The sequence below is a fragment of the Streptomyces sp. NPDC059373 genome, from assembly GCF_042751495.1.
Classification (GTDB): Bacteria; Actinomycetota; Actinomycetes; order Streptomycetales; family Streptomycetaceae; genus Actinacidiphila.
This window is the reverse complement of sequence record NZ_JBHYXC010000032.1, coordinates 53,754-77,467: the sequence shown is the minus strand read 5'-3', so window position 1 is coordinate 77,467 and position 23,714 is coordinate 53,754. Positions and strand designations below refer to the sequence as shown.

Annotated in this window: 20 protein-coding genes; 10 read left to right on the top strand and 10 right to left on the bottom strand. The window is 72.0% G+C overall.

Annotation, left to right across the window (positions count from 1 at the left end; translation table 11 throughout):
* The first annotated feature begins 335 nt into the window (after positions 1-335).
* Both ACFXJ5_RS31385 and ptsP read left to right on the top strand, forming a co-directional pair.
* Positions 336-785, top strand: coding sequence for a PTS glucose transporter subunit IIA (locus ACFXJ5_RS31385; protein ID WP_384638535.1), 450 nt, complete (start codon positions 336-338; stop codon positions 783-785).
* Positions 786-847: 62 nt separating this feature from the next.
* Positions 848-2,518 carry a phosphoenolpyruvate--protein phosphotransferase gene (ptsP, locus tag ACFXJ5_RS31380; RefSeq protein ID WP_384638532.1) on the top strand — a complete coding sequence of 557 codons (1,671 nt, stop codon included), beginning with the start codon at positions 848-850 and terminating at the stop codon, positions 2,516-2,518.
* A gap of 69 nt (positions 2,519-2,587) precedes the next feature.
* Here ptsP and ACFXJ5_RS31375 read toward each other — a convergent pair whose 3' ends face one another.
* Together ACFXJ5_RS31375 and ACFXJ5_RS31370 are read right to left on the bottom strand one after the other, a co-directional pair.
* A complete protein-coding gene (locus tag ACFXJ5_RS31375; RefSeq protein ID WP_384638529.1) occupies positions 2,588-3,553 on the bottom strand; it encodes a hypothetical protein in 966 nt (321 codons plus the stop codon).
* Positions 3,554-3,635: 82 nt separating this feature from the next.
* Positions 3,636-5,633, bottom strand: a complete 1,998-nt coding sequence (locus ACFXJ5_RS31370) for an acetoacetate--CoA ligase (protein ID WP_384638526.1) — start codon at positions 5,631-5,633, stop codon at positions 3,636-3,638.
* A gap of 242 nt (positions 5,634-5,875) precedes the next feature.
* Here ACFXJ5_RS31370 and ACFXJ5_RS31365 point away from each other — a divergent pair, with 242 nt between their 5' ends.
* Positions 5,876-8,227, top strand: a complete 2,352-nt coding sequence (locus ACFXJ5_RS31365; RefSeq protein ID WP_384638523.1) for a glycoside hydrolase family 31 protein — start codon at positions 5,876-5,878, stop codon at positions 8,225-8,227.
* Here ACFXJ5_RS31365 and ACFXJ5_RS31360 read toward each other — a convergent pair.
* Complete coding sequence (locus ACFXJ5_RS31360) at positions 8,194-8,739, bottom strand: NUDIX domain-containing protein (RefSeq protein WP_384638520.1); 546 nt, start codon at positions 8,737-8,739, stop codon at positions 8,194-8,196. The two genes, ACFXJ5_RS31365 and ACFXJ5_RS31360, sit on opposite strands and share 34 nt — an antisense overlap.
* Before the next feature lie 60 nt (positions 8,740-8,799).
* On the opposite strand from ACFXJ5_RS31360, the gene ACFXJ5_RS31355 reads away from it, so the two are divergent.
* Positions 8,800-9,624 (top strand): M15 family metallopeptidase, encoded by an 825-nt coding sequence (locus tag ACFXJ5_RS31355; RefSeq protein ID WP_384638517.1) that lies wholly within the window; start codon positions 8,800-8,802, stop codon positions 9,622-9,624.
* Positions 9,625-9,634: 10 nt separating this feature from the next.
* Here the strand turns inward: ACFXJ5_RS31355 and ACFXJ5_RS31350 are convergent, their stop codons facing one another.
* Complete coding sequence (locus ACFXJ5_RS31350; RefSeq protein ID WP_384638514.1) at positions 9,635-10,510, bottom strand: NUDIX domain-containing protein; 876 nt, start codon at positions 10,508-10,510, stop codon at positions 9,635-9,637.
* 143 nt (positions 10,511-10,653) lie between these two features.
* On the opposite strand from ACFXJ5_RS31350, the gene ACFXJ5_RS31345 reads away from it, so the two are divergent.
* The 4 genes from ACFXJ5_RS31345 (at position 10,654) to glpK (ending at position 14,763) form a co-directional block, all read left to right on the top strand.
* The gene (locus ACFXJ5_RS31345; RefSeq protein ID WP_384638511.1) at positions 10,654-11,100 is read left to right on the top strand and encodes a Zn-ribbon domain-containing OB-fold protein; all 447 of its coding nucleotides are present in this window, start codon (positions 10,654-10,656) and stop codon (positions 11,098-11,100) included.
* Positions 11,097-12,287, top strand: coding sequence for a lipid-transfer protein (locus tag ACFXJ5_RS31340; RefSeq protein WP_384638508.1), 1,191 nt, complete (start codon positions 11,097-11,099; stop codon positions 12,285-12,287). Before ACFXJ5_RS31345 ends, ACFXJ5_RS31340 begins: the two co-directional genes overlap by 4 nt.
* A 203-nt stretch (positions 12,288-12,490) precedes the next feature.
* The gene (locus ACFXJ5_RS31335) at positions 12,491-13,219 is read left to right on the top strand and encodes an MIP/aquaporin family protein (protein WP_384638506.1); all 729 of its coding nucleotides are present in this window, start codon (positions 12,491-12,493) and stop codon (positions 13,217-13,219) included.
* A gap of 11 nt (positions 13,220-13,230) precedes the next feature.
* Complete coding sequence (glpK, locus tag ACFXJ5_RS31330) at positions 13,231-14,763, top strand: glycerol kinase GlpK (RefSeq protein ID WP_384638503.1); 1,533 nt, start codon at positions 13,231-13,233, stop codon at positions 14,761-14,763.
* Between the two features lie 19 nt (positions 14,764-14,782).
* On the opposite strand, the gene ACFXJ5_RS31325 is transcribed toward glpK, so the two are convergent.
* The 3 genes from ACFXJ5_RS31325 to ACFXJ5_RS31315 all read right to left on the bottom strand — a co-directional run bounded on the left by ACFXJ5_RS31325 (position 14,783) and on the right by ACFXJ5_RS31315 (position 18,689).
* Positions 14,783-15,388 (bottom strand): ATP/GTP-binding protein, encoded by a 606-nt coding sequence (locus ACFXJ5_RS31325; protein ID WP_384638500.1) that lies wholly within the window; start codon positions 15,386-15,388, stop codon positions 14,783-14,785.
* 107 nt (positions 15,389-15,495) lie between these two features.
* The gene (locus tag ACFXJ5_RS31320; protein ID WP_384638497.1) at positions 15,496-17,148 is read right to left on the bottom strand and encodes an amidohydrolase; all 1,653 of its coding nucleotides are present in this window, start codon (positions 17,146-17,148) and stop codon (positions 15,496-15,498) included.
* 41 nt (positions 17,149-17,189) lie between these two features.
* Positions 17,190-18,689: an APC family permease gene (locus ACFXJ5_RS31315; RefSeq protein WP_384638494.1), complete on the bottom strand. Its 1,500-nt coding sequence runs from the start codon at positions 18,687-18,689 to the stop codon at positions 17,190-17,192.
* A 125-nt stretch (positions 18,690-18,814) separates the two neighbouring features.
* Between ACFXJ5_RS31315 and ACFXJ5_RS31310 the strand changes: the two genes are divergently transcribed.
* Complete coding sequence (locus tag ACFXJ5_RS31310) at positions 18,815-19,558, top strand: TetR/AcrR family transcriptional regulator (RefSeq protein ID WP_384638492.1); 744 nt, start codon at positions 18,815-18,817, stop codon at positions 19,556-19,558.
* On the opposite strand, the gene ACFXJ5_RS31305 is transcribed toward ACFXJ5_RS31310, so the two are convergent.
* The 3 genes from ACFXJ5_RS31305 to ACFXJ5_RS31295 are packed head-to-tail and all read right to left on the bottom strand — an operon-like array spanning position 19,536 to position 22,887.
* Complete coding sequence (locus tag ACFXJ5_RS31305) at positions 19,536-19,934, bottom strand: DUF742 domain-containing protein (RefSeq protein WP_384638489.1); 399 nt, start codon at positions 19,932-19,934, stop codon at positions 19,536-19,538. The genes ACFXJ5_RS31310 and ACFXJ5_RS31305 overlap by 23 nt on opposite strands.
* An 8-nt stretch (positions 19,935-19,942) precedes the next feature.
* Complete coding sequence (locus tag ACFXJ5_RS31300) at positions 19,943-20,365, bottom strand: roadblock/LC7 domain-containing protein (RefSeq protein ID WP_384638486.1); 423 nt, start codon at positions 20,363-20,365, stop codon at positions 19,943-19,945.
* The gene (locus ACFXJ5_RS31295; RefSeq protein WP_384638483.1) at positions 20,362-22,887 is read right to left on the bottom strand and encodes a nitrate- and nitrite sensing domain-containing protein; all 2,526 of its coding nucleotides are present in this window, start codon (positions 22,885-22,887) and stop codon (positions 20,362-20,364) included. Before ACFXJ5_RS31295 ends, ACFXJ5_RS31300 begins: the two co-directional genes overlap by 4 nt.
* A 345-nt stretch (positions 22,888-23,232) precedes the next feature.
* Between ACFXJ5_RS31295 and ACFXJ5_RS31290 the strand changes: the two genes are divergently transcribed.
* Positions 23,233-23,697, top strand: a complete 465-nt coding sequence (locus tag ACFXJ5_RS31290; RefSeq protein WP_384638481.1) for a hypothetical protein — start codon at positions 23,233-23,235, stop codon at positions 23,695-23,697.
* Positions 23,698-23,714: the final 17 nt, after the last annotated feature.

The window sequence follows — 23,714 nt, the reverse complement described above, 5'->3', positions numbered from 1 at the left end:
CACCAGCCCTACGGGCCGGACGGACGGGGTATCAACATATCTGGCGTTGACTTTTGGCACGCTGTTGAGTTCTCAAGGAACGGAAGCTTCCTTTGCGGCCCCAGTGCTAATTCGCAGCACCGGCCCCTCCGGGCTTTCCCTTCGTGTCTCCGACTTTAGCAGAAGCTTTCTGTCGGATTTTCCACCCCCTCCGCAAAGGCGCACGTTTGCTACGCCTTCGTTCGCGGGGTTGTGCCAACGTACTGGAGGAGGCGGGTAGGAGCAAATCGGCTGGACATGGCATGCTTGAGTGGTCTGGACCACTTGAGTTTGATCTCCGCACCTGGAGGCTTCCTATGACAACTGTTTCGTCCCCCGTGACCGGGCGGGCCATCGAGCTGGCGGCCGTGCCGGACCCGGTGTTCGCCGGCGCGATGGTGGGTCCCGGGATGGCGATCGATCCTCTGCGGGAGGCAGCGGAGGCGGTGTCGCCCGTGGATGGGGTGATCGTGTCGCTGCATCCGCATGCGTTCGTCGTGGTGGATGACGAGGGCCACGGGGTGCTGACGCATCTGGGCATCGACACGGTGCAGCTGAACGGCGAGGGCTTTGAGCTGCTGGTCGCGAAGGGTGACACGGTGACGCGCGGGCAGGCGGTCGTGCGGTGGAATCCGGCGGATGTCGAGGCGACGGGGAAGTCGCCGGTGTGTCCGGTGGTGGCGCTCGAGGCCTCGGGTGACGCTCTGAGTGAGCTGGTCGAGGACGGCGAGGTCGTGGCCGGCGCGCGCCTCTTCCTTTGGAAGTAATCTCTCCGGGGACGGCCACTCCCTACGCAGACAGAGAAGCAACCGAACCGGAGACGGGTGAGATGGAGACAACGCTGCGAGGCGTCGGTGTCAGCCACGGAGTGGCGATCGGCGAGGTTCGGCATATGGGGACCGCTGTCCTTGAGCCGCCGGCGAACCAGAGTCGGCCGGAGGACACTCCGCGGGAGCAGGGGCGGGCCCGGCAGGCGGTGGAGGCCGTGGCGAACGACCTGATCGCGCGGGGGAACCTCGCGGGCGGTGAGGCTCAGGCCGTGCTCGAGGCGCAGGCCATGATGGCGCAGGACCCCGAGCTGATCGCGGATGTGGAGCGCCGGATCGCCGTGGGGAGTACAGCGGAGCGGGCGGTGTACGACGCGTTCGCCACGTACCGGGCGCTGCTTGAGGGTGCCGGGGAGTATCTGGCGGGCCGGGTGGCCGACCTGGATGACGTGCGGAACCGGATCGTGGCGCGGTTGCTGGGTGTGCCGATGCCGGGGGTGCCGGACAGTGATGAGCCGTATGTGCTGATCGCGCGGGATCTGGCGCCGGCGGACACGGCGCTGCTGGACCCGACGCTGGTGCTGGGCTTTGTGACCGAGGAAGGCGGGCCGACGAGTCACAGCGCGATTCTGGCGCGGGCTCTGGGTGTGCCGGCGGTCGTGGCGCTGGCGGGGGCGACGGAGCTGGCCGAGGGCGTGGTCATCGCCGTCGACGGCAGCACCGGTGAAGTCTTCGTCGAGCCCAGCGCGGAGAAGCGGGCGGGGCTGGAGGAGGCCGCGGCGGCGCGTAAGGCGGCGCTTTCGGGTTCTTCCGGTCCGGGGGCGACGTCGGACGGGCACAAGGTGCCGCTGTTGGCGAATGTCGGTGGTCCTGGTGATGTGCCCGCGGCGGTGGAGGCGGGCGCTGAAGGTGTCGGTCTGTTCCGTACGGAGTTCCTCTTCCTGGACGACTCGAAGCAGGCGCCGTCGGAGGACGTGCAGGTCGAGGCGTACCGCCAGGTGCTGGAGGCCTTCCCGGAGGGGCGGGTCGTCGTACGGGTGCTGGACGCCGGCGCGGACAAGCCGCTGGACTTCCTGACGCCATCGGACGAGCCGAACCCGGCGCTGGGTGTGCGCGGGCTGCGTACGCTGCTGGCTCACCCCGAGGTGTTGCAGACGCAGCTGCGGGCGCTGGCCAGGGCGGCGGAGGGCCTGCCGGTGTATCTGGAGGTCATGGCGCCGATGGTGGCCGACCGGATCGACGCGAAGGCGTTCGCCGACGCGTGCCGGGAGGCGGGGCTGCGGGCGAAGTTCGGCGCGATGGTGGAGATTCCGTCGGCCGCGCTGCGGGCCCGGTCGATTCTGCAGGAGGTCGAGTTCCTTTCGCTGGGGACGAATGACCTGGCGCAGTACACCTTCGCCGCCGACCGCCAGGTCGGTGCGGTGTCGCGGCTGCAGGATCCGTGGCAGCCGGCGTTGCTCGACCTGGTGGCGGCTTCCGCGGAGGCGGCCAGGGCCGAGGGCAAGAGCTGTGGGGTGTGTGGCGAGGCTGCCTCCGATCCGCTGCTGGCGTGTGTGCTGACGGGGCTGGGCGTGACGAGCCTGTCGATGGGCGCGGCGTCGATTCCGTATGTGCGGGCGACGCTGGCCAAGCACACGCTCGCCCAGTGCGAGCGTGCGGCGGCCGCGGCGCGCGCGACCGACTCGGCGGACGAGGCGCGGCGCGCTGCGCAGGCGGTGCTGTCCGGCGAGTGACGGCGGCGCAGGCTGTTGCCGGGGGGCGTCCCACCTTGGGGGTGGGGCGCCCTTCGGCGTGCTGTGAGCTCAGTCGGCCGGCGGTGGTGGTGGCGGTGTCAGCGGGGTGCCTGGGCGGTAGGTGACACCGGGCTCGGGTGGGACGGGTTCGCCGGATTCGGCGTCCGTGCAGTAGGCGTTGAAGACCTCGGCCTCGGTGAGCGGGTGCAGCCAGCCGTCGCGGAGGGACCAGCCCCGGACCTCCTCGGCGCCGTCCGGGGTGGTGGTGCGCAGGACCACTCCCCCGGCGTTGTCGGTGGCCATGCCGGCGGCGAGGACGGTGCAGCAGACCATGGCCTCGGCTTCGGCGAGGTGGACGTTGCCCTGGTCGTCGCAGCGGGCGTGGAGTGCGGCGAGCAGTGCTGTGTCGTCCACGGGGACGCTGCAGACGAGGTGGTGGCCGCCGGGCCCGGCGGCCTCGATCACTTTCATGAGGGCGTGCGAGGCACGGTCGAAGGAAGCGCGGGCGATGTCCTCGCCGCAGTCGGAGCAGGATCCGGTGCGGGCGAGGACGTCGGTGGCGTACTCCCAGGTGGCCTGGCGATCCGCTTCGTATTCGAGCTGGGTGATGAGGTGTTCGAGCGGCTGTCCGGAGTACGGGACGGCGGGGCCGCCGGCGGCTACCTCGGCGGTGTACCGGGTTCGGGTGGCGGGGGTGTCGGGGTTCTGGGCGGTGTCGGTGCAGTAGTCGGCGTACTCCTCCGGGTCGAAGAGGCCGACGGAGATGTGGGTGCCCTGCGCGGCGAGTGAGCGCAACAGGCCCTCCATCTGCCGCAGGTAGTGATCGTGGTCGTCGAAGGTGAAGCTGCGGTAGCCGCGCATGGCGGCGAAGTCGTAACGGTCGGTGAGGATCGCGACGGTGCTGGGCACTTCGCGCCGCAGGGCGCGGCGGGCGGCGTGGCCGGGTGGACGGCCGCGGCCCTTGGGCCGGTTGTGCTTGGTGTTCTTGTTCTTGGCGTGCTTGGTGGACTGCTTGCGCTGCTTGGTATGCGCCATGACGTGACTCCCCCTGTGCGCTTCTGCCATTGCCTGATCACCGTAAACCGGGGCACTGACAACGCAGCGTGACGGCCCGCTTTCAGGCTCGCCGGTCCCGCGCGAGCTCCTCGTAGAAGCGCAGCAGCTCCACGTTGTCCACCGAGCCCGGGTTGACGGCCTTGTCCAGTGGGGTGCCCTGGAGGAGCTTCTTGACGGGGACTTCGATGCGCTTGCCGGTGAGGGTGTGGGGGACGCCGGGGACCGGGATGATGTCGTCGGGGATGTGGCGGGGGGAGAGCTGGTCGCGGATGGCGTGCTTGATCTTGTCGCGGAGGGTGTCGTCGAGTTCGGCGCCCGGTGCGAGGTGGATGAACAGGGGCATCCAGTAGCCGCCGTCGGGTTGTTCGAGGCCGATGACGAGGGATTCGCGGATTTCGGGGAGGCGTTCGACGACTTCGTAGATGTCGGCGGAGCCCATGCGGACGCCCTGGCGGTTGAGGGTGGAGTCGGAGCGGCCGTGGATGATGACGGTGCCGCGTGAGGTGAGGGTGATCCAGTCGCCGTGGCGCCAGGCGCCGGGGAACATCTCGAAGTAGCTCTCGCGGTAGCGGGTGCCGTCGGGGTCGTTCCAGAAGTAGATGGGCATGGAGGGCATGGGGTTGGCGACGATGAGCTCGCCGACCTCGTCGGTGACCGGTTTGCCGTACGGGTCCCAGGCCTGGAGGTCGGTGCCGAGGCAGGGGGCCTGGAGTTCGCCGATGTGGACCGGGAGGGTCGGGACGCCGCCGGCGAAGCAGCTGCAGACGTCGGTGCCGCCGCTGACGGAGGCGATCCAGAGGTCGGCCGCGACTTCGTCGTGCAGCCAGCGGAAGCCGTCGGGGGGCAGCGGGGAGCCGGTGGTGGCGACGCACTTCACGGCTGAGAGGTCGTGGTCGCGGCCGGGGTGGATGCCGGCTTTGCGGCAGGCGATGACGTAGGCGGCGGAGGTGCCGTAGACGGTGGCGCGGGTCTGTTCGGCGACGCTCCACTGGGCGCCGATGTCGGGGTGGCCGGGGCTGCCGTCGTAGAGGACGACCGTGGAGCCGGCGAGGAGGCCGGCGACCAGGAAGTTCCACATCATCCAGCCGGTGGAGGTGTACCAGAAGAAGCGGTCGTCGGGGCCGAGGTCCATGTGGAGGCCGGTCTGCTTGAGGTGTTCGAGCAGGATGCCGCCCTGGGAGTGGACGATGGCCTTGGGCAGGCCGGTGGTGCCGGAGGAGTAGAGGACCCAGAGCGGGTGGTCGAAGGGGACCTGCTCGTACGTGGGCCGGTCGTCGCCCGCGACGAGTGCGGCCCACTCCAGGGTGCCGTCGGGCGCCGGGGTGTCCAGGAGCGGGATGTGGACGACGGCGCGCAGGGAGGGGAGTTCGGCGCGGAGTTCGGCGACGACGGCGGTGCGGTCGTGGGTCCTGCCGCCGTAGCGGTAGCCGTCGACGGTGAAGAGGACGACGGGCTCGACCTGCTGGAAGCGGTCGAGGACGGCGCGCGAGCCGAAGTCGGGGGCGCAGGAGGTCCAGACGGCGCCGACGGCGGCGGTGGCGAGGAGGGCGACGACGGCCTGCGGGATGTTGGGGAGGTAGCCGCTGACCCGGTCGCCGGGCGTGACGCCGAGGCGGCGGAGCTCGGCGGCGAGGGAGGCGACCTGGCGGCTGAGTTCGGCCCAGGTGGTCTCGTGGATCTCGTGCCGTTCGTCCAGGGAGAGCAGGGCCGGCGCGTCGGCGCGGTCGGGGTCCTGGGCGGGGCGCAGGGCGTGCTCGGCGTAGTTGAGGGTGGCGCCGGGGAACCAGTGCGCGCCGGGCATGGCAGGGTCGGCGAGCACCCGGTCGTACGGGGTGGCGAAGCGTACGTCGAACCACTCGGTGACGGCTTGCCAGAAGGTCTCCAGCTCGCGCACCGACCAGGCGTGCAGCTCCTGGTAGCCGGTCGCCGGGGCGCCGTGACGGTCGGCGGCCCAGGCCTGGAAGCGGGTCACCTGGGCGCCGGCGATGCGGTCGGGGCCGGGCCGCCAGAGGGGCTCCGGGATCGCCGGCTGGGTGGCGGGCTCAGGTGCGGTGCTCATGGGGCGGCTCCCGGAAGGTACGCGTCGTCGCGTGTCGTGGTGCTGGGCCACCACCCCTGTCCGGTCCGGCGCACGGCGCATGGATAGGCCGGGTGTGGCCTGGGCAGGACGATGCCACGTGATCGTCTTCGGCGCCAGGGCTGCCGCCCCACTTCGGGGGGCGTGGCTGTGTGGCCGCGCACCAGGTGAACGGTGGCTGAACGGATGACACGGGGAACGGGAACGGTGGAAGGGTGGGCGACATGGATGCTCGGGACCTGGTGCGACAGGTGCGGTCGGTCGGATCGGCGAACGGGCTGAGAGCGGTGCGCGCGGCCTGGCGGCGGGCCCGGATCGACGCGCGGGACCTGCCGCGCCGGGGGCCGGAGCGGGCGCGGGTGCCGGGGGCGGCGGCGGGGGCGGATCCGTTGCCGGGGGGCGGCGTGGTGCGCTTCGCGCGGTCGAGTCTGCGGGTCCGGGTCGCGGTGGGCGGCGCGGTGTTCTGCGGCTGGGACGGGGCCGGGGCGGAGCCTTCGTACGCGCTGGCGGAAGGCTGTCCTGAGGCGGACACCCGGGCCGTGATCGAGCCGGACAAGGACGGCTGGCGGGTCGTGTCCGAGCGGGTGACGGTGCTGGTGTCGCGGCACGGGGCGGTGGAGTTCCGTACGCCGGGCGGGGTGCTGCTGCGGCGGGATCTGCCGCCGCGGTGGTGGGATCCGGTGGCCGGTCCCCGGGACGGCGGGCCGCGCTGGGTGCAGCGTTCGGAGACGGCCGCCGACGCGGCGGTGTTCGGGCTCGGCGGGCGGGCCGGCGGGCCACGGCTCGGGGACGGTGCGTACCGGCTGTGGAACACCGATCCGGGCGAGGCCTTCGGGCCCGGCGTCGATCCGCTGTACATCACCATGCCGGTGCAGCTGGTCGTGGCGGATGCGGGGAGCCATCTGGTCTTCCACGACAACTCCTTCGACGGCCGGGTGTCGCTGCGCGACGGCGAGGAGGGCGCCGGGTCGGGGCACGACCGGCCCGGTGGCTGCGAGCTGCGGATGGACGGCGGCCCGCTGCGCTACTGGGTGATCACGGGCAGCCCGGCCCGGATCCTCTCCGCCTGGACCGCGCTGACCGGGCGCCCGGCGCTGCCGCCGCGCTGGGCGCTGGGCTATCAGCACGCTCGCTGGGGCTTCGGTACGGCCGAGGAGGTCCGCCGGATCGCGGGCGGCTATCGGGAGCGCGGGCTGCCGCTGGCCGCGATGCATCTGGACATCGACCACTTCGCCGGGCACCGGGTCTTCACCGCGGACAAGGAGCGCTTCCCCGACCTGCCGGGGCTCGCTCGCGAGCTGGGCGCGGACGGGGTGCGGCTGGTCTCGATCATCGACCCGGCGGTGAAGCTGGAGCCCGGGAATCCGGTGTACGACAGCGGGGTCGCCGAGGACGTGTTCGTACGGGACGCGAAGGGCCGTCCGGTGCGGGGGGCGGTGTGGCCGGGCGAGGGTGTCTTCCCGGACTTCACCGACCCGGGCGTGCGCAAGTGGTGGGGCGGGCTCTACGCCGAACGACTGGCGCAGGGCTTCGCGGGGGTGTGGCACGACGTGAACGAGCCGGTGTCCTTCGCGGCGTTCGGTGAGACGACGCTCCCCCGCTCGGCGCGGCACGCCCTGGAGGGCCGGGGCGGCGACCATCGCGAGGCGCACAATGTCTACGCCCTGGCGATGGCGCGGGCGGGCTACGAGGGGCTCGGCGAACTGCGGCCGGACGCACGGCCGTTCGTGTTCTCGCGTTCGGGGTGGGCGGGCATGCAGCGGTACTGCGGCGCCTGGTCGGGCGATGTGTCGACGGGCTGGCCGGGGCTGCGGGCGTCGCTGTCGCTGGTGATGGGGCTGGGGCTGTGCGGGGTGCCGTACTCGGGTCCTGACGTCGGTGGGTTCGACGGTTCTCCGAGCCCCGAGCTGTATCTGCGCTGGCTGCAGATGGCGGCGTACTTCCCGTTGTTCCGTACGCATTCGGCGATCGACGCGGGACGGCGTGAGCCGTGGGAGTTCGGGCCGGAGGTGTTCGGTCACGCGAGCGCGGTGCTGCGGGAGCGCGAGCGGCTACTGCCGTATCTGTACACGCTGGCGCATGCGGCGCACCGGACGGGGGCGCCGTATGTGCGGCCGGTGTGGTGGAACGACCCGGAGGACCGCAAGCTGCGTGACTGCCAGGACGCCTTTCTGCTCGGTGACGCGCTGCTGGTGGCCCCGGTGCTGGAGCAGGGGTCGGATCTGCGGAGCCTGCGGCTGCCGCGCGGCCGGTGGTACGACACGGCGACCGGTGAGGCGTACGAGGGTCCGGGGCAGGTGCTGGTCGACGCGCCGCTGGGCCGGATCCCGGTGCTGGCGCGGGCGGGGGCGGTGCTGCCGGTGGCCGGCGCGGACGGCGGCGTGGAGCTGGAGGTGTGGGCGCCGGTGGCGGGGCGCAGCGGGGGCGGGCTGCTGATCACCGACGACGGGGACGGCTGGGCGGAGCCGCGTGCCGAGCGCTTCACGGCGCGGCTGGTGGGTGGAAGGACGGTCGTGGAGCGCGAGGGGTCCGGGGAGGTCGGCTACGTGGTGCGGGTGCGCGGGGGCGGTGGATAGCCGCCGGTGAACCAGCGGTTGGCCGCCTGGGTGTGCAGGGGGAAGGCCAGGTCGGTGGGGGCGTCGAGGATCTGCCAGCCGTCGGTCTCGTCGGTGGGGCGGGGCGGCGGCAGTTCGTGGGCCGGGCGTTCGGGGAGCAGCCCGAAGAGCAGCAGGTAGCCGTCTGCGGTGTCGGTGAGGGCGTCGGCGAGCGTCACGTCGTCGGGTCCGGCCAGGATGCCGGTCTCCTCGGCGAGTTCGCGGGTGACGGCCTGCTGCCAGGTCTCGCCGTGGTCGATGAATCCGCCGGGGAGGGCGAGGAGTCCGCGGCGCGGTTCGATGGTGCGGCGGATGACCACCAGGCCGGTGCCGCCGCCCGCGCGGTCGCGTACGGGAAGCAGGGCGACGGCCACGGGGAGGGGATTGCGGTAGGCGGTGGTGCCGCAGGCCGCGCAGGTGCGGGGCCAGCCGGGGTCGGGCGGGAAGGAGGTGCCGCAGGAGGAGCAGTGCGAGTCCTTCTGATGGCTGATCACGCGCGGACTGTATCCGATCGTCCTTCCGCCGGGGCCGGTCGTGCTGGTAGGTGGAGTGCCATGACAGCAATCGCCGCGCGTTTACGCGCCCTCGTCGTCCCGCTCGTCGCGCTCATCGCGCTGCTCGCGCTCACCACGGCGGCACCGGCGCGGGCCGCGGCCGTGCCGGAGCCCAAGGCGCCGCCGGAGTTCGTCGCGCTCAGCGATGTCGATCCCACGATCCTGCAGGAGATGCGGTATTTCACCCCGCACAATTTCGTGGGCGTACGCATCGACGGCTACCGGCAGCCGCTGTGCATCCTGACCCGGCCGGCTGCCGAGGCGCTGCACAAGGCGCAGGTCACGCTGGTGCGGCAGGGCTACACGCTGAAGGTGTACGACTGCTACCGGCCGCAGCGGGCGGTCGACCACTTCGTGACATGGGCGAAGGATCTCGACGACCAGGCGATGAAGGCCGAGTTCTATCCGGATGTCGACAAGTCGAGGCTGTTCCTCGACGGCTACATCGCGGAGAAGTCCGGGCACAGCCGGGGCAGTACGACCGACCTGACGATCGTGAAGCTCCCGGCCCGGCCGACGCGGCCGTACCGGCCCGGCGAGCAACTGGTGCCGTGCTACGCCCCGCAGCAGGAGCGCTTTCCGGACAACTCGGTGGACATGGGCACGGGTTTTGACTGCTTCGACACGCTGTCGCACACGCTGGATCCGCGGATCCAGGGCGAGCAGTTGCAGAACCGGCTCCTGCTGAAGAACACCCTGGAGGGGCTCGGCTTCGTCAATCTCGCCGAGGAGTGGTGGCACTACACGTACAAGCCGGAACTCTTCCCGGACACCTACTTCGACTTCCCGGTCTCCCGGGCGTCGTTGACGAACCAGCGGAGGTGACGGCCGCGGCTCAGCGGACACTGTCCTCGCGGTCGGGGCGCAGCAGGGCGGGGTGCAGGAGGCGCGCGTCGCCGGCCCGGTAGAGGCGGGGTCGGGGGCCGCCGCGCGAGCCGCCGCGGCTGGCGGTGCCGCCGGTTGACTCGACGAAGCCGGGTACGGAGAGCACCTTGCGGTGGAAGTTGCCTGCGTGGAGGGTGCGGCCCCAGACGGCCTCGTAGACCTCGCGCAGCTCGGTGATGGTGAACTCGGCGCCCAGGAAGGCCGTGGCGAGCGGGGTGTACTCGATCTTGGAGCGGGCGCGGTCGAGGCCGTCGGCGAGGATTCCGGCGTGGTCGAAGGCGAGGGCTCTGTCGGTGGACCGGCGGTCGGGACCACCCCCGTGGGCTCCGGCCCGCCGGCCCTGCTCGTTGGGACGCGGTGCTTCCGCGTCCGGTTCTGCTTCCGGTGCAGCGAACGGGCCGAATTCCGCGACCGGTATCCAGTCGGCGGCCGCCGCGTCACTGCCCGCGCACGCGTCGGGGAGGTCGGGGGCGAAGGCGAGGTAGGCGACGGAGACGATGTGCATCCGCGGGTCGCGCTCCGGGCCGCCGTACGAGCCGAGTTGCTCCAGGTGTACGCGGCCGATGCCGTGCTCGGCGTCGAGGCCGGTCTCCTCGGCCAGTTCGCGGGCGGCCGCCTCGTCGAGGGTCTCCTTACCGGCCTTGACGAAGCCGCCGGGCAGTGCCCAGGCGCCCTTGAAGGGCGGGCTTCCTCGGCGCACCAGCAGGACGTGCAGGACGCCTTGACGGAGCGTCAACGCCACGATGTCGACGGTGACGGCGATGGGCTCGAAGGCGCGGGGGTCGTAGGTGGCGAGGAAAGCCTGCTCGTTCTGCCGTGCCGCCACGGACGCCACCTCCTCGCTCCCGGTCGTTCTTCTCGAACCGAGAATTTCTCGACCTGAGAAGAACATAGCACCGGGCGCTGACAGCGTCCACCCTTCGTGGCAGACTTCTGACGTATCGTCAGATTACAGCTGGGGAGGCGCACATGGCGCAGGAGCGCGTACCGGTGGTCGAAGGCTGGTTCACCGGCGACCCGGCGGACTTCCGGCTGCTGGGCACCCGCTGCCGGTCGTGCGGCTCGGTGTTCTTCCCCCGGCGTGACGACAACTGCCGCAATCCCGCCTGCGGCGGCACAGACCTCGAAGAGGCGCCCCTGTCGCCGCGGGGCCGGGTGTGGTCGTGCACCGACGTGCGCTACCGGCCACCCGCACCGTACGTCTCGGATCCCGGGCGCCCCTGGGAGCCGTACACGCTGGTGGCCGTGGAGCTGGCGGCGGAGCGGATGGTGGTGCTGGGGCAGGCCGCGCCGGGGGTCGGGCCGGCCGAGCTGGCCGTGGGGACGGAGGTCGAGGTGGTGCCGGGGGTGCTGGGCGAGGACGAGGAGCACATCTGGACGACCTGGCACTGGCGGCCGGTCGAGGGCGCGCGATGAGCGGCGATGTGGCGGTGCTCGGGGTCGGGATGCACCCGTGGGGCAAGTGGGGGCGCTCCTTCGCCGAGTACGGGGTCGTGGCCGCCCGCGCCGCGCTCGCCGACGCGGGGGTCGCCTGGCCCGACGTACAGCTCGTGGTGGGCGCCGACACGGTGCGCGGCGGCTACCCCGGCTATGTCGCGGGCGCCACCTTCGCCCGGGCGCTGGGCTGGCAGGGCGCGCGCGTCGCCAGCGTGTACGCGGCCTGTGCCTCGGGCGCGCAGGCGGTCAACACCGCGCGGGCGCAACTGCTGGCCGGTATGGCGGACGTCGCGCTGGTGGTCGGCGCGGATGCCGCGCCGAAGGGCTACTTCGCCCCGGCGGGCGGCGAACGCCCCGACGATCCGGACTGGCTGCGCTTCCGGGTGCTGGGGGCGGTGAACCCGGCATACTTCGGCCTGTACGCGCGCCGCCGCATGGCGGTGCACGGCGACACCGTCGAGGACTTCGCCCAGGTGAAGGTGAAGAACGCGGCGGCCGGGGCCCTCAATCCCAACGCCCGTTACCGCAAGCGCGTCACCGCAGAGGAGGTCGCGTCCTCGGCCGTGGTCGCCGATCCACTGCGGCTGCTCGACATCTGCGCGACCTCCGACGGCGCGGCCGCGCTCGTCCTGTCCACGCTCGACTTCGCGCGGCGGCACACCGGCGCCGACCCGGTACGGATCCGCGCGGTGTCCACTGTCACCCCCCGCTACCCCAACACCGTGCTCGACCTGCCCGACTTCGCCACCGACTCGGCAGTGGCGGTCGAGCCGCCCGCCGTCGGATTCCGGGCCTCCATCGCGGCAGCGGCGTACGAGGAGGCGGGCATCGGCCCGGAGGAGCTGGATCTCGCGGAGGTCTACGACCTGTCCACCGCCCTGGAGTTGGAGTGGTACGAGGACTTGGGCCTGTGCCCGGCCGGTGAGGGCGCGAAGCTGCTGCGCGATGGCGCGACGGGGCTCGGTGGCCGGATTCCGGTCAACGTCAGCGGGGGGCTGGCGTCGTTCGGCGAGGCGGTCCCGGCGCAGGCCATCGCCCAGGTGTGCGAGCTGGTGTGGCAGGTGCGGGGAGCGGCGGGCGGCCGCCAGGTGCGGGGGGCGCGGGCGGGGATCACGGCGAACCAGGGGCTGTTCGGGCACGGGTCCGCGGTGGTGGTGGTGCGGTAGGCGTGCTCCGAGGGGTGTACGGGGCGCTCCCACGCCGTTCTGCGGCGCCGTACCGGCCGGGTCGGCGGCCTTGACGCTCCATCACCTCGGGGGAAGTATGCCGGGTGGCACGGGCGGCCGTTCGGGTGGAGGGACACCCCCGCCGGCTCCGCTGTGCGCTCTATGGCCCGATCGGTGCACCTGGACTGCACGTAGGAGCCGCCATGCATTCCAACGGAGACGTGTTCGTCGGCGAGATCATCGGAACGGCGATCCTCATCCTCTTCGGTGCCGGCGTGTGCGCTGCCGTCACCCTCCACCACTCCAAGGCGAGAGCCGCCGGCTGGGTCGTCATCTCCTTCGGCTGGGGCTTCGGCGTGCTCGCCGGGGCCTACACCGCCGCTCCCCTGTCGGGCGGGCACCTCAACCCCGCGGTCACCCTCGGCATCGCCGTCGACACCGGCGCCTGGGACCAGGTGCCCGTCTACATCGCGGGCCAGATGATCGGCGCGATGCTCGGGGCCACGCTGTGCTGGCTCGCCTACTACGGGCAGTTCGCGGCGGGCGCCGAGGAGGAGAAAGCGCTGCCGACCCTCGGGATCTTCTCCACCATCCCGGAGATCCGGGTGTACTGGCAGAACCTGCTCACCGAGGCCATCGCCACGATCGGGCTGGTGCTGCCGGTGCTGGCCTTCGGCCTCACCAAGGGGCTGGGCGAGTCCGGCACGCAGGTGCTGGTGGTGTCGCTGCTGGTGGTCGGCATCGGTCTGTCGCTGGGCGGTCCCACCGGTTACGCCATCAATCCGGCCCGCGACCTCGGCCCGCGCATCGTCCATTCACTGCTCCCGATCCCCAACAAGGGCACCTCCGACTGGGGTTACGCCTGGATTCCGGTGGTCGGCCCGTTGATCGGCGGCGCTCTGTCGGGGCTCATCTACAACGCTGCGTTCTAAGTGAGGCGGTCATGACCGATCAGTCAGTGAAGTACGTCGCCGCAATCGACCAGGGCACCACCTCGAGCCGCTGCATCGTCTTCGACACCGACGGCGCCATCGTCGCCGTGGACCAGCGCGAGCACCGCCAGATCTTCCCCAAACCCGGGTGGGTGGAGCACGACGCCACCGAGATCTGGTCCAAGGTGCAGGCCGTGGTGGCGGGCGCGCTGGCCAAGGCGGGGCTGCGCGCCGACCAGCTCAGCGCGCTGGGCATCACCAACCAGCGGGAGACCACGCTCCTGTGGGACCGCGCGACCGGCCGGCCGGTGCACAACGCGATCGTCTGGCAGGACACGCGCACCTCCGCGCTCTGCACCCAACTCGGCGGCCAGCAGGGCCAGGACCGCTTCCGGGAGGCCACCGGGCTGCCGCTGGCCAGCTACTTCTCCGGGCCGAAGGCCGCGTGGCTGCTCGACAATGTGCCGGGGCTGCGGCGCCGGGCCGAGAGCGGCGAGATCGCCTTCGGCACCATCGACTCCTGGCTCATCTGGAACCTCACCGGCGGCACCGACGGCGGCGTCCACGTCACCGACGTCACCAACGCCGGCCGTACGATGCTGATGAACCTCGAATCGCTCCAGTGGGACCCGGCGATCCTGTCCGCCATGAACATCCCCGAGGCGATCCTCCCCGAGATCCGCTCCTCCGCCGAGGTGTACGGCACGGCGGTCGGCCAGCTCGCCGGGGTCCCGGTGGCGTCGGCGCTCGGCGACCAGCAGGCCGCCGTCTTCGGCCAGGCCTGTTACGACACCGGCACCGCCAAGAACACGTACGGGACCGGCAGCTTCCTGCTGCTCAACACCGGGCAGCGGCCGGTGCCGTCCAAGAGTGGGCTGCTGACGACGATGGGCTACCAGCTCGGCGGCGAGCCGCCCGTCTACTGCCTGGAGGGCTCGATCGCGATCACCGGGGCCCTGGTGCAGTGGTTCCGGGACCAGCTCGGCATCATCAGGTCGGCCGACGAGATCGAGACGCTGGCGGCGAGCGTGGAGGACAACGGCGGCGCGTACATCGTGCCCGCCTTCTCCGGGCTCTTCGCCCCGTACTGGCGCTCCGACGCGCGCGGCGTGATCACCGGTCTGACCCGGTACGTCACCAAGGCGCACCTGGCGCGGGCGGTGCTGGAAGCCACCAGCTGGCAGACCCGTGAGGTGGTGGACGCGATGTACCAGGACTCGGGGGTGCAGATCACCACGCTGAAGGTCGACGGCGGTATGACGGCGAACAATCTGCTGATGCAGCACCAGGCGGACGTCCTGGGCGTGCCCGTGGTCCGCCCGAGGGTCTCCGAGACGACCTGTCTGGGCGCGGCGTACGCGGCCGGGCTCGCGACCGGCGTGTGGCCCGACCTGGACACGCTCAAGGCGCACTGGCAGAAGGACGCCGAGTGGACGCCGTCCATGCCGGAGCGGGAACGCGAGCGGGAGTACCGGCGGTGGCGGAAGGCGGTGGAGCGCAGCTTCGGGTGGCATGAGGAGGACGAGCCGGAGCCGCAGGCGTAACGCCTCGCGCAGTGCGCGATCAGGTCGCGGCGGGCTCGCGCCGGCCCGCCGCGACCTTGGCGGCGTTCTCGACGACGGTGATCAGCACGTCCTTGGCGGAGGCGCGGTCGCGGGCGTCGCAGAGCACGACGGGGACGTCCCCGTCGAGGTCGAGTGCTTCGCGCACCATGTCGGTGGGGTGTTGCTGGGCGCCCTCGAAGCAGTTGACGGCGACGGCGAAGGGGATGGCGCGGCGCTCGAAGTAGTCGACGGCGGCGAAGCAGTCCTCCAGGCGCCGGGTGTCGGCGAGGACGACCGCGCCGAGGGCGCCCTGGGCCAGCTCGTCCCACAGGAACCAGAAGCGGTCCTGGCCGGGTGTGCCGAAGAGGTACAGGACGAGGTCCTCGCGCAGGGTGATCCGGCCGAAGTCCATGGCGACCGTGGTGGTCCGCTTGGACTCCACGCCGCCGGTGTCGTCGACGGGCCGGCCGACCTCGCTGAGCTCTTCCTCGGTGCGCAGGGGGCGGATCTCGCTGACCGCGCCGACGAGCGTGGTCTTGCCCACCCCGAAGCCGCCCGCGACCAGGATCTTGAGGGCGACAGGTTCGACGACGGGCTTGTTGCGCTCAGAGCGCCCGAAGACCATGGGCCTCTTCTTCCGTTTCAGAAAGCGTTCACGCCGGGCAAGAGGACAGTACTACGTGATCACCCGGCAACTCGCCCGTGGAATGCGTTTGTTATGCAATCAGGCGGTTACGCATCGGGAGCCGCGTAGACCCGCTCGCCGTCCACGAATGTCTGGAGCACCCGGGTGCTCGCGATGTCCTGCGGCGGCCCGTCGAAGGGGTCGCGGTCGAGGACGACGAGGTCGGCCAGCCGGCCCGGGGCGATGCTGCCGGCGTCGTCGAGGTGATTGACGTAAGCGCTGCCCGCCGTGTACGCGGCGATGGCCGCCCCGAGGTCGATCCGCTGCTCGGGGAGGAAGGGCCGGGGGTCGCTGCCGGCCTCGGGGAGGCGCCGGTTGACGGCGACGTGGATGGCCTGGAGCGGGTCGGGGCTGCTGACCGGCCAGTCGCTGCCGGCGGCGAGGGTGGCCCCCGCGCGCAGCAGGTCGCCGAAGGGGTACTGGTGCGCGGCGCGTTCGGGGGTGAGGAAGGGGATGGTGAGCTGGTCCATCTGGGGTTCGTGGCTGGCCCACAGCGCCTGGAGGTTGGCGGTGGCGCCGAGGGCGCGGAAGCGCGGTACGTCGTCGGGGTGGACGACCTGCAGGTGGGCGAGGTGGTGCCGGGTGTCGCGGTGGCCGTTGGCGGCGCGGGCGGCGGCGACGGCGTCGAGGGCTTCGCGTACGGCACGGTCGCCCAGGGCGTGGAAGTGCACCTGGAAGCCGGCCGCGTCGAGTTCGGTGACGTACGTCCGCAGGGCGGCGGGGTCGACGAAGCTGAGGCCGCTGTTGTCCGACGCGCAGCCGCAGCCGGTGAGGTAGGGGCCGAGCATGGCGGCGGTCTGGTTCTCGGTGATGCCGTCCTGCATGACCTTGACGGTCGTGGCCCGGAAGCGGTCGCGGGCGGTCTCCGCGCGGCGGGCGGCGAGTTCGGGGATCTGCTCGGCGCCCCGGGCACGGTCCCACCACAGGGCGCCTACCACGCGGGCGGTGAGCAGGCCGGCGTCGATGGCCGCGTGGTAGGCCGGGGTCGGGTCGGTCATGTTGGCGTACGTGCCGACGATGGCGTCCTGCCAGGCGGTAACGCCGAGGGAGTGCAGGACGCCCTGCGCGCGCAGCAGGCCGGCGGTCTGTTCGGCGAGGGTGGGCGCCGGGACGAGGCGGCCGACGAGGTGCACGGCGCCTTCCTGGAGCATGCCGGTGGGGTTGCCGTCGGCGTCGCGCTCGATGCGGCCGTCGGCGGGGTCGGGGGTGTGGGCGTCGATGCCGGCCAGCTTGAGGGCGCGGCTGTTGGCCCAGGCGCCGTGGTGGTCGCGGTTGGGGAGGAAGACCGGCCGGTCCGGGACGACGGCGTCGATCAGGGCGGCGGTGGGGTTGCCGCCGGGGAAGGCCTCCATGGACCAGCCGCCGCCGGTGATCCACTCGGTGTCCGGGTGCTCGGCCGCGTACGACGCGATGCGCCGCACGTACTCCCGGGGGTCGGTGGTGCCGGTGAGATCGCACTGGCCCAGCTCGATGCCCGCGCCCACGGGGTGGATGTGGGCGTCCTGGAAGCCGGGCAGCAGCAGCCGCCCGGCCAGGTCCACGACCTCGGTGCGGGGCCCGATCAGCTCGCGTACCTCGTCATGGCCGACGGCGGTGATCCGGCCGTCGCGTACGGCCACGGAGGTGGCCCGGGCGCCGGCGAGGCCGACTGTGTGCACCGGGCCACCGGTGAGGACGAGATCGGCCTGAGGCTGTGACATGAGGTGCTGACTCCTTGCACGTGGGGGGATCCAGGGGACGGTCAGGCTGCGGTGCGGTCCATCGGCAGGGTCAGGGCGTCGGCGTCGGTGCCGCGTCCGGTGGTGAAGTACGCCGAGCGCCGCGTGTACTTGGCGACGGCGGCCATGGCGAGCCCGGACAGGACGATGGAGGCGGGCAGCGAGAGCATGAACCAGCCGTTGTCCGGGGTCAGTTCGAAGTGGTCGCTCATGGTGAGGTACGAGTAGCCGAGGTACGTGCCGATGCCCAGGAGGCAGAGGCCGGACAGGGCGGGCACGATGACGGCGAGCAGCGCCTCGCGCACCCCGTCGCGCAGCGCGTCGCGGAAGCGGACGGCGCAGGCGAGCGCGGTGAGTCCGTAGTAGAGGGCCACGATCAGGCCGACGGAGTTGACCGCCGCCAGCAGCATGTCGCTCAGCTTCGGGATGGCCATGGCGAGCACGGCGATGGCCGCCGAGACGGCCATGATGATGACGGTGCCGACGGCGGGGGTGCCGAAGCGGGGGTGGATACGGGTCCACACCGGGCCCATGGTGCGGTCCCGGCCCATGGCGAACAGGCCGCGCGCGGTCGGGATGACGTTCGCCTGGACGGAGGCCACGGCGGAGAACATCAGGGCGAGCAGCGGCAGGCTCGCCCAGGGTTCGGCGGCCAGCTTGGCTCCGAGGTACGGCAGTGCCTGCGGGCCGTTCCGGACGAGCTCGGTGAGGCTCATCTCCCGCTGGAAGGCGACCGAGGCGAAGACGAACAGGCCGAGCATCGCGAACAGCGCGATCAGCCCGCCCCGGGCCGCGTCCCCGGGGTTCCTGGTCTCCTCGGTGACGGTGAACGCCGCGTCCCAGCCCCAGAAGAAGAACACGGCCAGGACCAGGCCCTGCGCGAAGCCCGTACCGCTGTGGATCGCGAACGGGTTGAACCAGGACAGCGACACGGCGTGGTCACCGGTGATCACCGCCAGGACGCAGAAGATCAGCAGCACGGTGTACTCGAAGACCAGCAGCCCGGCCTGGAGTCTGGTGGCGCCGCGCACACCCGTGACCGCCATGACGGTGACGCCGGTCAGCACCACGAGGCCGACGAGAGTAGTGACGACGGTGGAGCCCGGGTCGAGGGCGATCCCGGCGAGCTCGGTCCAGCCGGCCTTGTTGGCGAAGGCCAGGATCACCGAGCCGGTGATGGCGCTGGTGTAGGCGAGGAAGACGACCGAGCCGGCGAGGGTGACCCAGCCGGTGAGGAAGCCGGGCCACGGCCCGAGGGACTTGCCGACCCAGACGTAGCCGTTGCCGCAGTTGGGCTCGGAGCGGTTGAGCCGGGCGTAGGCGCCGGCGATGCCGAGGACGGGCAGGAAGGCGAGCAGCAGGATGACCGGCCCCTGGAGGCCGACGGTGGCGGCCAGGGTGCCCATGCCGATGGCGATGCTGGTGGTGGCCGCCGTGCTGGAGGCGGCGATGGCGATCCCGTCGACGACGCCGAGTGAGCGGCGCAGCTCGCCGGGGCGGTCGGGGCTGGGGGCGGAGGTCATGGGTGGGCTCCTCGCGGGAGAGGGGACGGGGGAAGAGCCGGGCAGGTGGGTGCGATGAAACAACGGCCGCTCAGATTGCGTCAATGCTGTTGACATAAGGGGGCCGGCGGTCTTCACTGACCGGCATGACCAGTGCGCCGACCGACCGAGGCCGCCCCCGTGTCCCCGGCGAGCGCAAGCGGCGCCGGCCCACCCGCTCGGGGGTGCTGCTTTCGGCCGATCTGATCGTGGAGACCGCGCTGCGGCTGATCGGCGAGCACGGCCCCGAGGCGCTGAGCGTCCGCCGTCTCGGCGCGGCGTTGGGCTGCGACCCGAGCGCGGTCTATCGCTACTTCCGGAACACCGACGACCTTCTGCTGGCCGTCGCCGACCGGATCATCGGCGACGCGATGCGCGGATTCACCCCCGGTCCCGACTGGCAGGCCGCGCTGCGCGAGATGGCCATGCGGGCGCGCGACGGCTACCTGGCGCATCCGCGCGCCGCCGTGATGGCCTCGTACCGGGTCACCCGCCGGGAGCACGAGCTCCGAGCGGTGGAGACCGGGGTCGGCATTCTGCTGGGGGCGGGCTTCGACCCCGCCAGGGCCGTACGCCTCTATCTGGCGTTCATCGACACCGTCCTGGGCCACGCGGCACTGGATGCGGCCTGCCTGGCCCTTCCCCGCGATCAGCGCGAGGGCGACGGCCGGGCCTGGACGGAGGCGTACCAGGAGGTGACGGCGGAGAGCCACCCGACGCTGTCCGCCGTCCGCGAGCATCTGCATCTCATGGCACGGAGTTCCTTCGAGGACTCCGTCGAACTGCTGTTGTCCGCGCTGGCGGCGCAGCTGCCCGGCAGTACGGACGTCACAGCGCCCGGAGGCCGTTGATCACGTCGCGCAGAACGCTGGCGTCCGGCAGCTCGGCCGGGGGCACGGGCCGGCTGACGTGGACGAGATCGGCGTCGAGGAGGTCGCCGATGAGCACGCGGACCACCCCGAGCGGCAGGTCGAGGTCGGCCGCGAGCTCGGCGACGGAGGTCGGCTGCACCCGGCAGCGTTCGATGATGTCGACATGCTCGGGCGACAGGGCGCGGTCGGTGTCCGCGTGCGGATCGCCGTCCTCGGAGCGGGACTCGGAGACCACGAGGGCGATCAGGTCGAGCCGGCCCTCGGCGGCATGACTGGTACGGCCGCGCGTCATGGCGTACGGCCGCACCACGGGCCCGGCCGCGTCGTCGTACCAGCGGTCCGCTTCAGAAGTCATGGCCCGGGTCACACCACCCGGGCGGAGCCGCCGTCGGCACGGGGGGCGGTGGCCAGGTGCGTACCGACCCGCTTGACGAGGAGGGCCATCTCGTAGGCGACCTGGCCGACGTCGGAGTCGGCGTCGGTGAGCACGGCGAGGCAGCTTCCGTCGCCGGCGGCGGTCACGAAGAGGAAGGCCTCGTCCAGCTCGACCATGGTCTGGCGGACCTTGCCGGCCTCGAAGTGCCGGCCCACGCCCTTGGCGAGGCTGTGGAAGCCGGAGGCCACGGCGGCGAGGTGCTCGGCATCCTCACGGCTGAGGCCTTCGGAAGCCCCGGTGGCCAGCCCGTCGCCGGACAGGACGAGGGCCTTGCGGATCGAGGCCACCCGGCTCACCAGATCGTCGAGGAGCCAGCTCAGCTCGCGGGTCGTACTCGATGGTGCGGTCATGGACCGTTCCCCTCCGTGATCGTTCTTGGTGCGGGTGTTGCGGGTGTAACGTCTGGGCCTTCGTCGGAGTGCCGCCGACCGCGCTGCCAGCCGCTCTGGATCGATGCCATGCGCGCCCGGACCTCTTCGGGGCTGCGCTCGCGCGACTCGCCGTCGCCCTGCGCCTGTGCGGCGGGGGCGGCCGTCTCCTCGGTGGCGTCGGCGCGCAGTTGCGGCGCCAGGCTGGCCTGCCGTACGCGGCGCGGCAGTGCCTGGGGCGCGGGCGCCGGCTCGGGCTCGGCCTTCCGGGCGTCCGGCCGTCCGGCCGGTCCCCCTTGACGCGGGATCGCGTCGACGGGGCGGCCGTTGTCGGCGACGAGCACCGGTGGGCGGCGCCGGCGCGGCAGTACGGAGAGGCCGTCCGGGTCGTCGGCCGCCTGGGCGGGGACGGCCGGGTGCAGGGTGCGGCTGTGCTCCCTGGGCGGCTCTCCGCCGGCCTGGAGGCCGGGGGTCGCGCCCAGTTGCTCGTCGCGGGCCAGTCCCCACTGGCGGAAACTGTGCTCGGTGCCCACCGGTTCGTCGTCCGGTACGTCGCCGAGGGCCTTGGCCAGCTCCAGTTCGCCGGTACGGAAGCTGCCGGTGTCCTCGCCGCCCTCGGCGAGCAGGGCCGTCGGGACCAGGACGACGGCGGTGGTGCCGCCGTACGGGGAGGGCCGCAGGGAGACGCGTACCGACTGGCGCTGGGCGAGCCGGCTGACCACGAAGAGGCCGAGCCGGTCGGTGTCGGAGAGCTCGAACTCGGGGGTCTCGGCGAGCCGCAGGTTGGCCTCGAGCATCGCGTCGGGGGTCAGTCCGAGGCCGCGGTCGTCGATCTCCAGCGCGAAGCCGTTGGCGACCGGCTCGCCGTGCACCTGGACGCTGGTGTGCGGCGGCGAGAACACGGTGGCGTTCTCGATGAGTTCGGCGATGAGGTGGGTGAGGTCGGCGACGGCCGGTCCGGTGACGGCCAGCCGGGGCAGCCTGCGGACGTCGACGCGTTCGTAGTCCTCGACCTCGGAGACGGCGGCGCGCACCACGTCCATCAGCTGGACGGGCTTGCGCCACTGCCGGGAGGGCGCCGCGCCGGACAGGATGACCAGGCCCTCGGCGTGTCGCCGCATGCGGGTGGTCATGTGGTCGAGGCGGAAGAGGTCGGCGAGTTCGCGGGTGTCCTCGGTGCGGCGTTCCATGGCGTCGAGGAGGGTGAGCTGGCGGTGCAGCAGGACCTGGCTGCGGCGGGCGAGGTTGACGAAGACCTCGGAGACGCCGCGGCGCATGAGGGCCTGGCGTACGGCGGCCTCGACGGCGGCCCGCTGCAGGGTGTTGAGGGCCTTGCCGACCTGGCCGACCTCGTCCTCGGAGTACTGCAGGCGGGGCGCCTCGGTCTCGACGTCCACTTCCTCGCCGGCCGCGAGACGGCGCATGACGCGGGGCAGGCGGGTGCCGGAGACCTCCTGGGCCTCCTTGCGGAGCCGGGACAGGTCGCGGATCAGGCCGCGTGCGACGCGGGTGGAGACGACGAGCGTCGCGATGACGGCGACCAGGCCGAGGCCGCCGGCCACCGCCGCCTGGATCACCAGCCGGACCGCGTACGGGTGGGTGCGGTTCTTCTGCAGGTCACGAGCCTGGTTGGAGATGTCGTGGAGGTCGGCGAGCGCGGTGGACGCGGTCTTCTGCCAGGCGGCCCGGTCGGCGGCGAGCGGGGAGCCGCTGGTCCCGGCCGCGATCACCGAGTCCTCGGCGGTGGTGAGGGACCGTCCGTCGGTGCCGTTCCAGAAGTCGTCGAACAGCGCACGCTCTTGGCTGCCGAGGCGGTCGGCGTTGTCGCGGTAGTACGCCCGGTGCTCGGCGACGGCGAAGGTGAAGGCGCGCTGCTCGGCCGCGCTGGTCCGGCCGGCGGTGATGGCCGCGGCCATCAGGGCGTCCTCGCGGCTGATGTCGTCGCCGGCCCGGACGATGGTGGTCAGGGCCTGGATCTGCCGGTCGATGGTGGTGCTGTCGATCGGGCTGAGGGAAGCCATGAAGCCGTAGCAGGGGTCCACCGTCGCGTTGTAGGCCGCGTAGGCGTCGAGTCGGCTGATGTTGCCGTCGGCGACCTTGGCGCGCAGCGCGTCGAGGGTCGCGTAGCCCTTGATGACGAGGTCGAGCCGGCGCTTGGACTCCGAGTCGAGTCGGCCCCGGTTGTCCGAGGAACCGGCCTGGGTGCGCAGCAGACTGACGGCCTTGTCGGTGACGTCCTCCTGGCGCTGCAGGGCGCTCTTGGCGTCCGAGCGGCGCGGATCGGCCAGAAAGACCAGGGCGGCACGCCGCTCGCTCTGGACGGCCTGGACGGAGTCCTCCACGGGGTGGGCGAGATTGTCGACCGTCTGCGTGATGCCGAGCATGCCCCACACTTGGCTGCCGGTCAGAGCGGCGGTGAAGGCCCAGAGGGCCGTGAGGGACAGCAGCGGGACGAGCAGCAGCGCCACGATCTTCCGCCGGATCGTCGTACCGCGAAAGCGCATGGCCTCCCCAACGTCAACCCTGTTCAAGGGTGGTCGAGTTCCGTCGTGGTTCATCAAGAATCGGCGCGAGCCTACTACTGCACCATGACTAACTCGAACGTGCGCGTGCCCCTGTTGTACGGGCTCGCGGGGGTTCGGGCGGATGCTGGACGGCCACGACTGGCCGAAATGGCACCGTGGCGGGAACTTTTGGTGATCGCCGGTCGTGTTGTCAGCGGGGCCACCGTGCCGGCCCGAGTCCGGAATGACTCCGGAATGGAACCGGTGAAAACGGGCAGCCACCATTCAGTCGGACACCACGCGTCCGGCGCCGCACGCATCGGTAGGCCGCAGGGAGCAGCTTTCATGGACACCGAACCGCGTCTGTCCGCACCCGACTACGGCGATCTTGTCGAGAACGCACTGGATCGCGACATTCCGGCGACGACCGCACGCCGCTCCGTGTGGACCGAGGATCCGGTCGGCACGCCCAGGATGCCCGATCCGGTGCGGAATGCGGCCGTCCGGGCCGTGCTCATAACGTCGCTGACGCTGATCCAGGCGGTGGTGGCCATGCTCGCGGCGGTCGCCTCGTCCTGGCTGTCGGCCCCCGCGATGCTCTGCACGGTGATCAGTACGGTGGTCGCCACCTGGTCCGTGCTCGACGTGTGGATCACCCGCCAGGTCTGGAACCAGCGCAACGGGGTGGTCTCCAGCCCCAGCAGCGCGGCACGCGCCCTGCGCCGGGAGCGGCGGCAGGCCCGTCGCCGGGACCGCCGGGCCGCGCGCCCCGCCCATGCCCGGCCGGACGGGCAGCTGTCCCGCGCCTGACCCCGTCTTACCTTTTT

Excerpts from the sequence above, each read along its gene's own strand:
- ACFXJ5_RS31385 (WP_384638535.1), top strand. The coding sequence starts at position 336 with ATGACAACTGTTTCGTCCCCCGTGACCGGGCGGGCCATCGAGCTGGCG.
- ptsP (WP_384638532.1), top strand. The coding sequence starts at position 848 with ATGGAGACAACGCTGCGAGGCGTCGGTGTCAGCCACGGAGTGGCGATC.
- ACFXJ5_RS31375 (WP_384638529.1), bottom strand. The coding sequence starts at position 3,553 with ATGGCGCATACCAAGCAGCGCAAGCAGTCCACCAAGCACGCCAAGAAC.
- ACFXJ5_RS31370 (WP_384638526.1), bottom strand. The coding sequence starts at position 5,633 with ATGAGCACCGCACCTGAGCCCGCCACCCAGCCGGCGATCCCGGAGCCC.
- ACFXJ5_RS31365 (WP_384638523.1), top strand. The coding sequence starts at position 5,876 with ATGGATGCTCGGGACCTGGTGCGACAGGTGCGGTCGGTCGGATCGGCG.
- ACFXJ5_RS31355 (WP_384638517.1), top strand. The coding sequence starts at position 8,800 with ATGACAGCAATCGCCGCGCGTTTACGCGCCCTCGTCGTCCCGCTCGTC.
- ACFXJ5_RS31345 (WP_384638511.1), top strand. The coding sequence starts at position 10,654 with ATGGCGCAGGAGCGCGTACCGGTGGTCGAAGGCTGGTTCACCGGCGAC.
- ACFXJ5_RS31340 (WP_384638508.1), top strand. The coding sequence starts at position 11,097 with ATGAGCGGCGATGTGGCGGTGCTCGGGGTCGGGATGCACCCGTGGGGC.
- ACFXJ5_RS31335 (WP_384638506.1), top strand. The coding sequence starts at position 12,491 with ATGCATTCCAACGGAGACGTGTTCGTCGGCGAGATCATCGGAACGGCG.
- glpK (WP_384638503.1), top strand. The coding sequence starts at position 13,231 with ATGACCGATCAGTCAGTGAAGTACGTCGCCGCAATCGACCAGGGCACC.
- ACFXJ5_RS31325 (WP_384638500.1), bottom strand. The coding sequence starts at position 15,388 with ATGGTCTTCGGGCGCTCTGAGCGCAACAAGCCCGTCGTCGAACCTGTC.
- ACFXJ5_RS31320 (WP_384638497.1), bottom strand. The coding sequence starts at position 17,148 with ATGTCACAGCCTCAGGCCGATCTCGTCCTCACCGGTGGCCCGGTGCAC.
- ACFXJ5_RS31315 (WP_384638494.1), bottom strand. The coding sequence starts at position 18,689 with ATGACCTCCGCCCCCAGCCCCGACCGCCCCGGCGAGCTGCGCCGCTCA.
- ACFXJ5_RS31310 (WP_384638492.1), top strand. The coding sequence starts at position 18,815 with ATGACCAGTGCGCCGACCGACCGAGGCCGCCCCCGTGTCCCCGGCGAG.
- ACFXJ5_RS31305 (WP_384638489.1), bottom strand. The coding sequence starts at position 19,934 with ATGACTTCTGAAGCGGACCGCTGGTACGACGACGCGGCCGGGCCCGTG.
- ACFXJ5_RS31300 (WP_384638486.1), bottom strand. The coding sequence starts at position 20,365 with ATGACCGCACCATCGAGTACGACCCGCGAGCTGAGCTGGCTCCTCGAC.
- ACFXJ5_RS31295 (WP_384638483.1), bottom strand. The coding sequence starts at position 22,887 with ATGCGCTTTCGCGGTACGACGATCCGGCGGAAGATCGTGGCGCTGCTG.
- ACFXJ5_RS31290 (WP_384638481.1), top strand. The coding sequence starts at position 23,233 with ATGGACACCGAACCGCGTCTGTCCGCACCCGACTACGGCGATCTTGTC.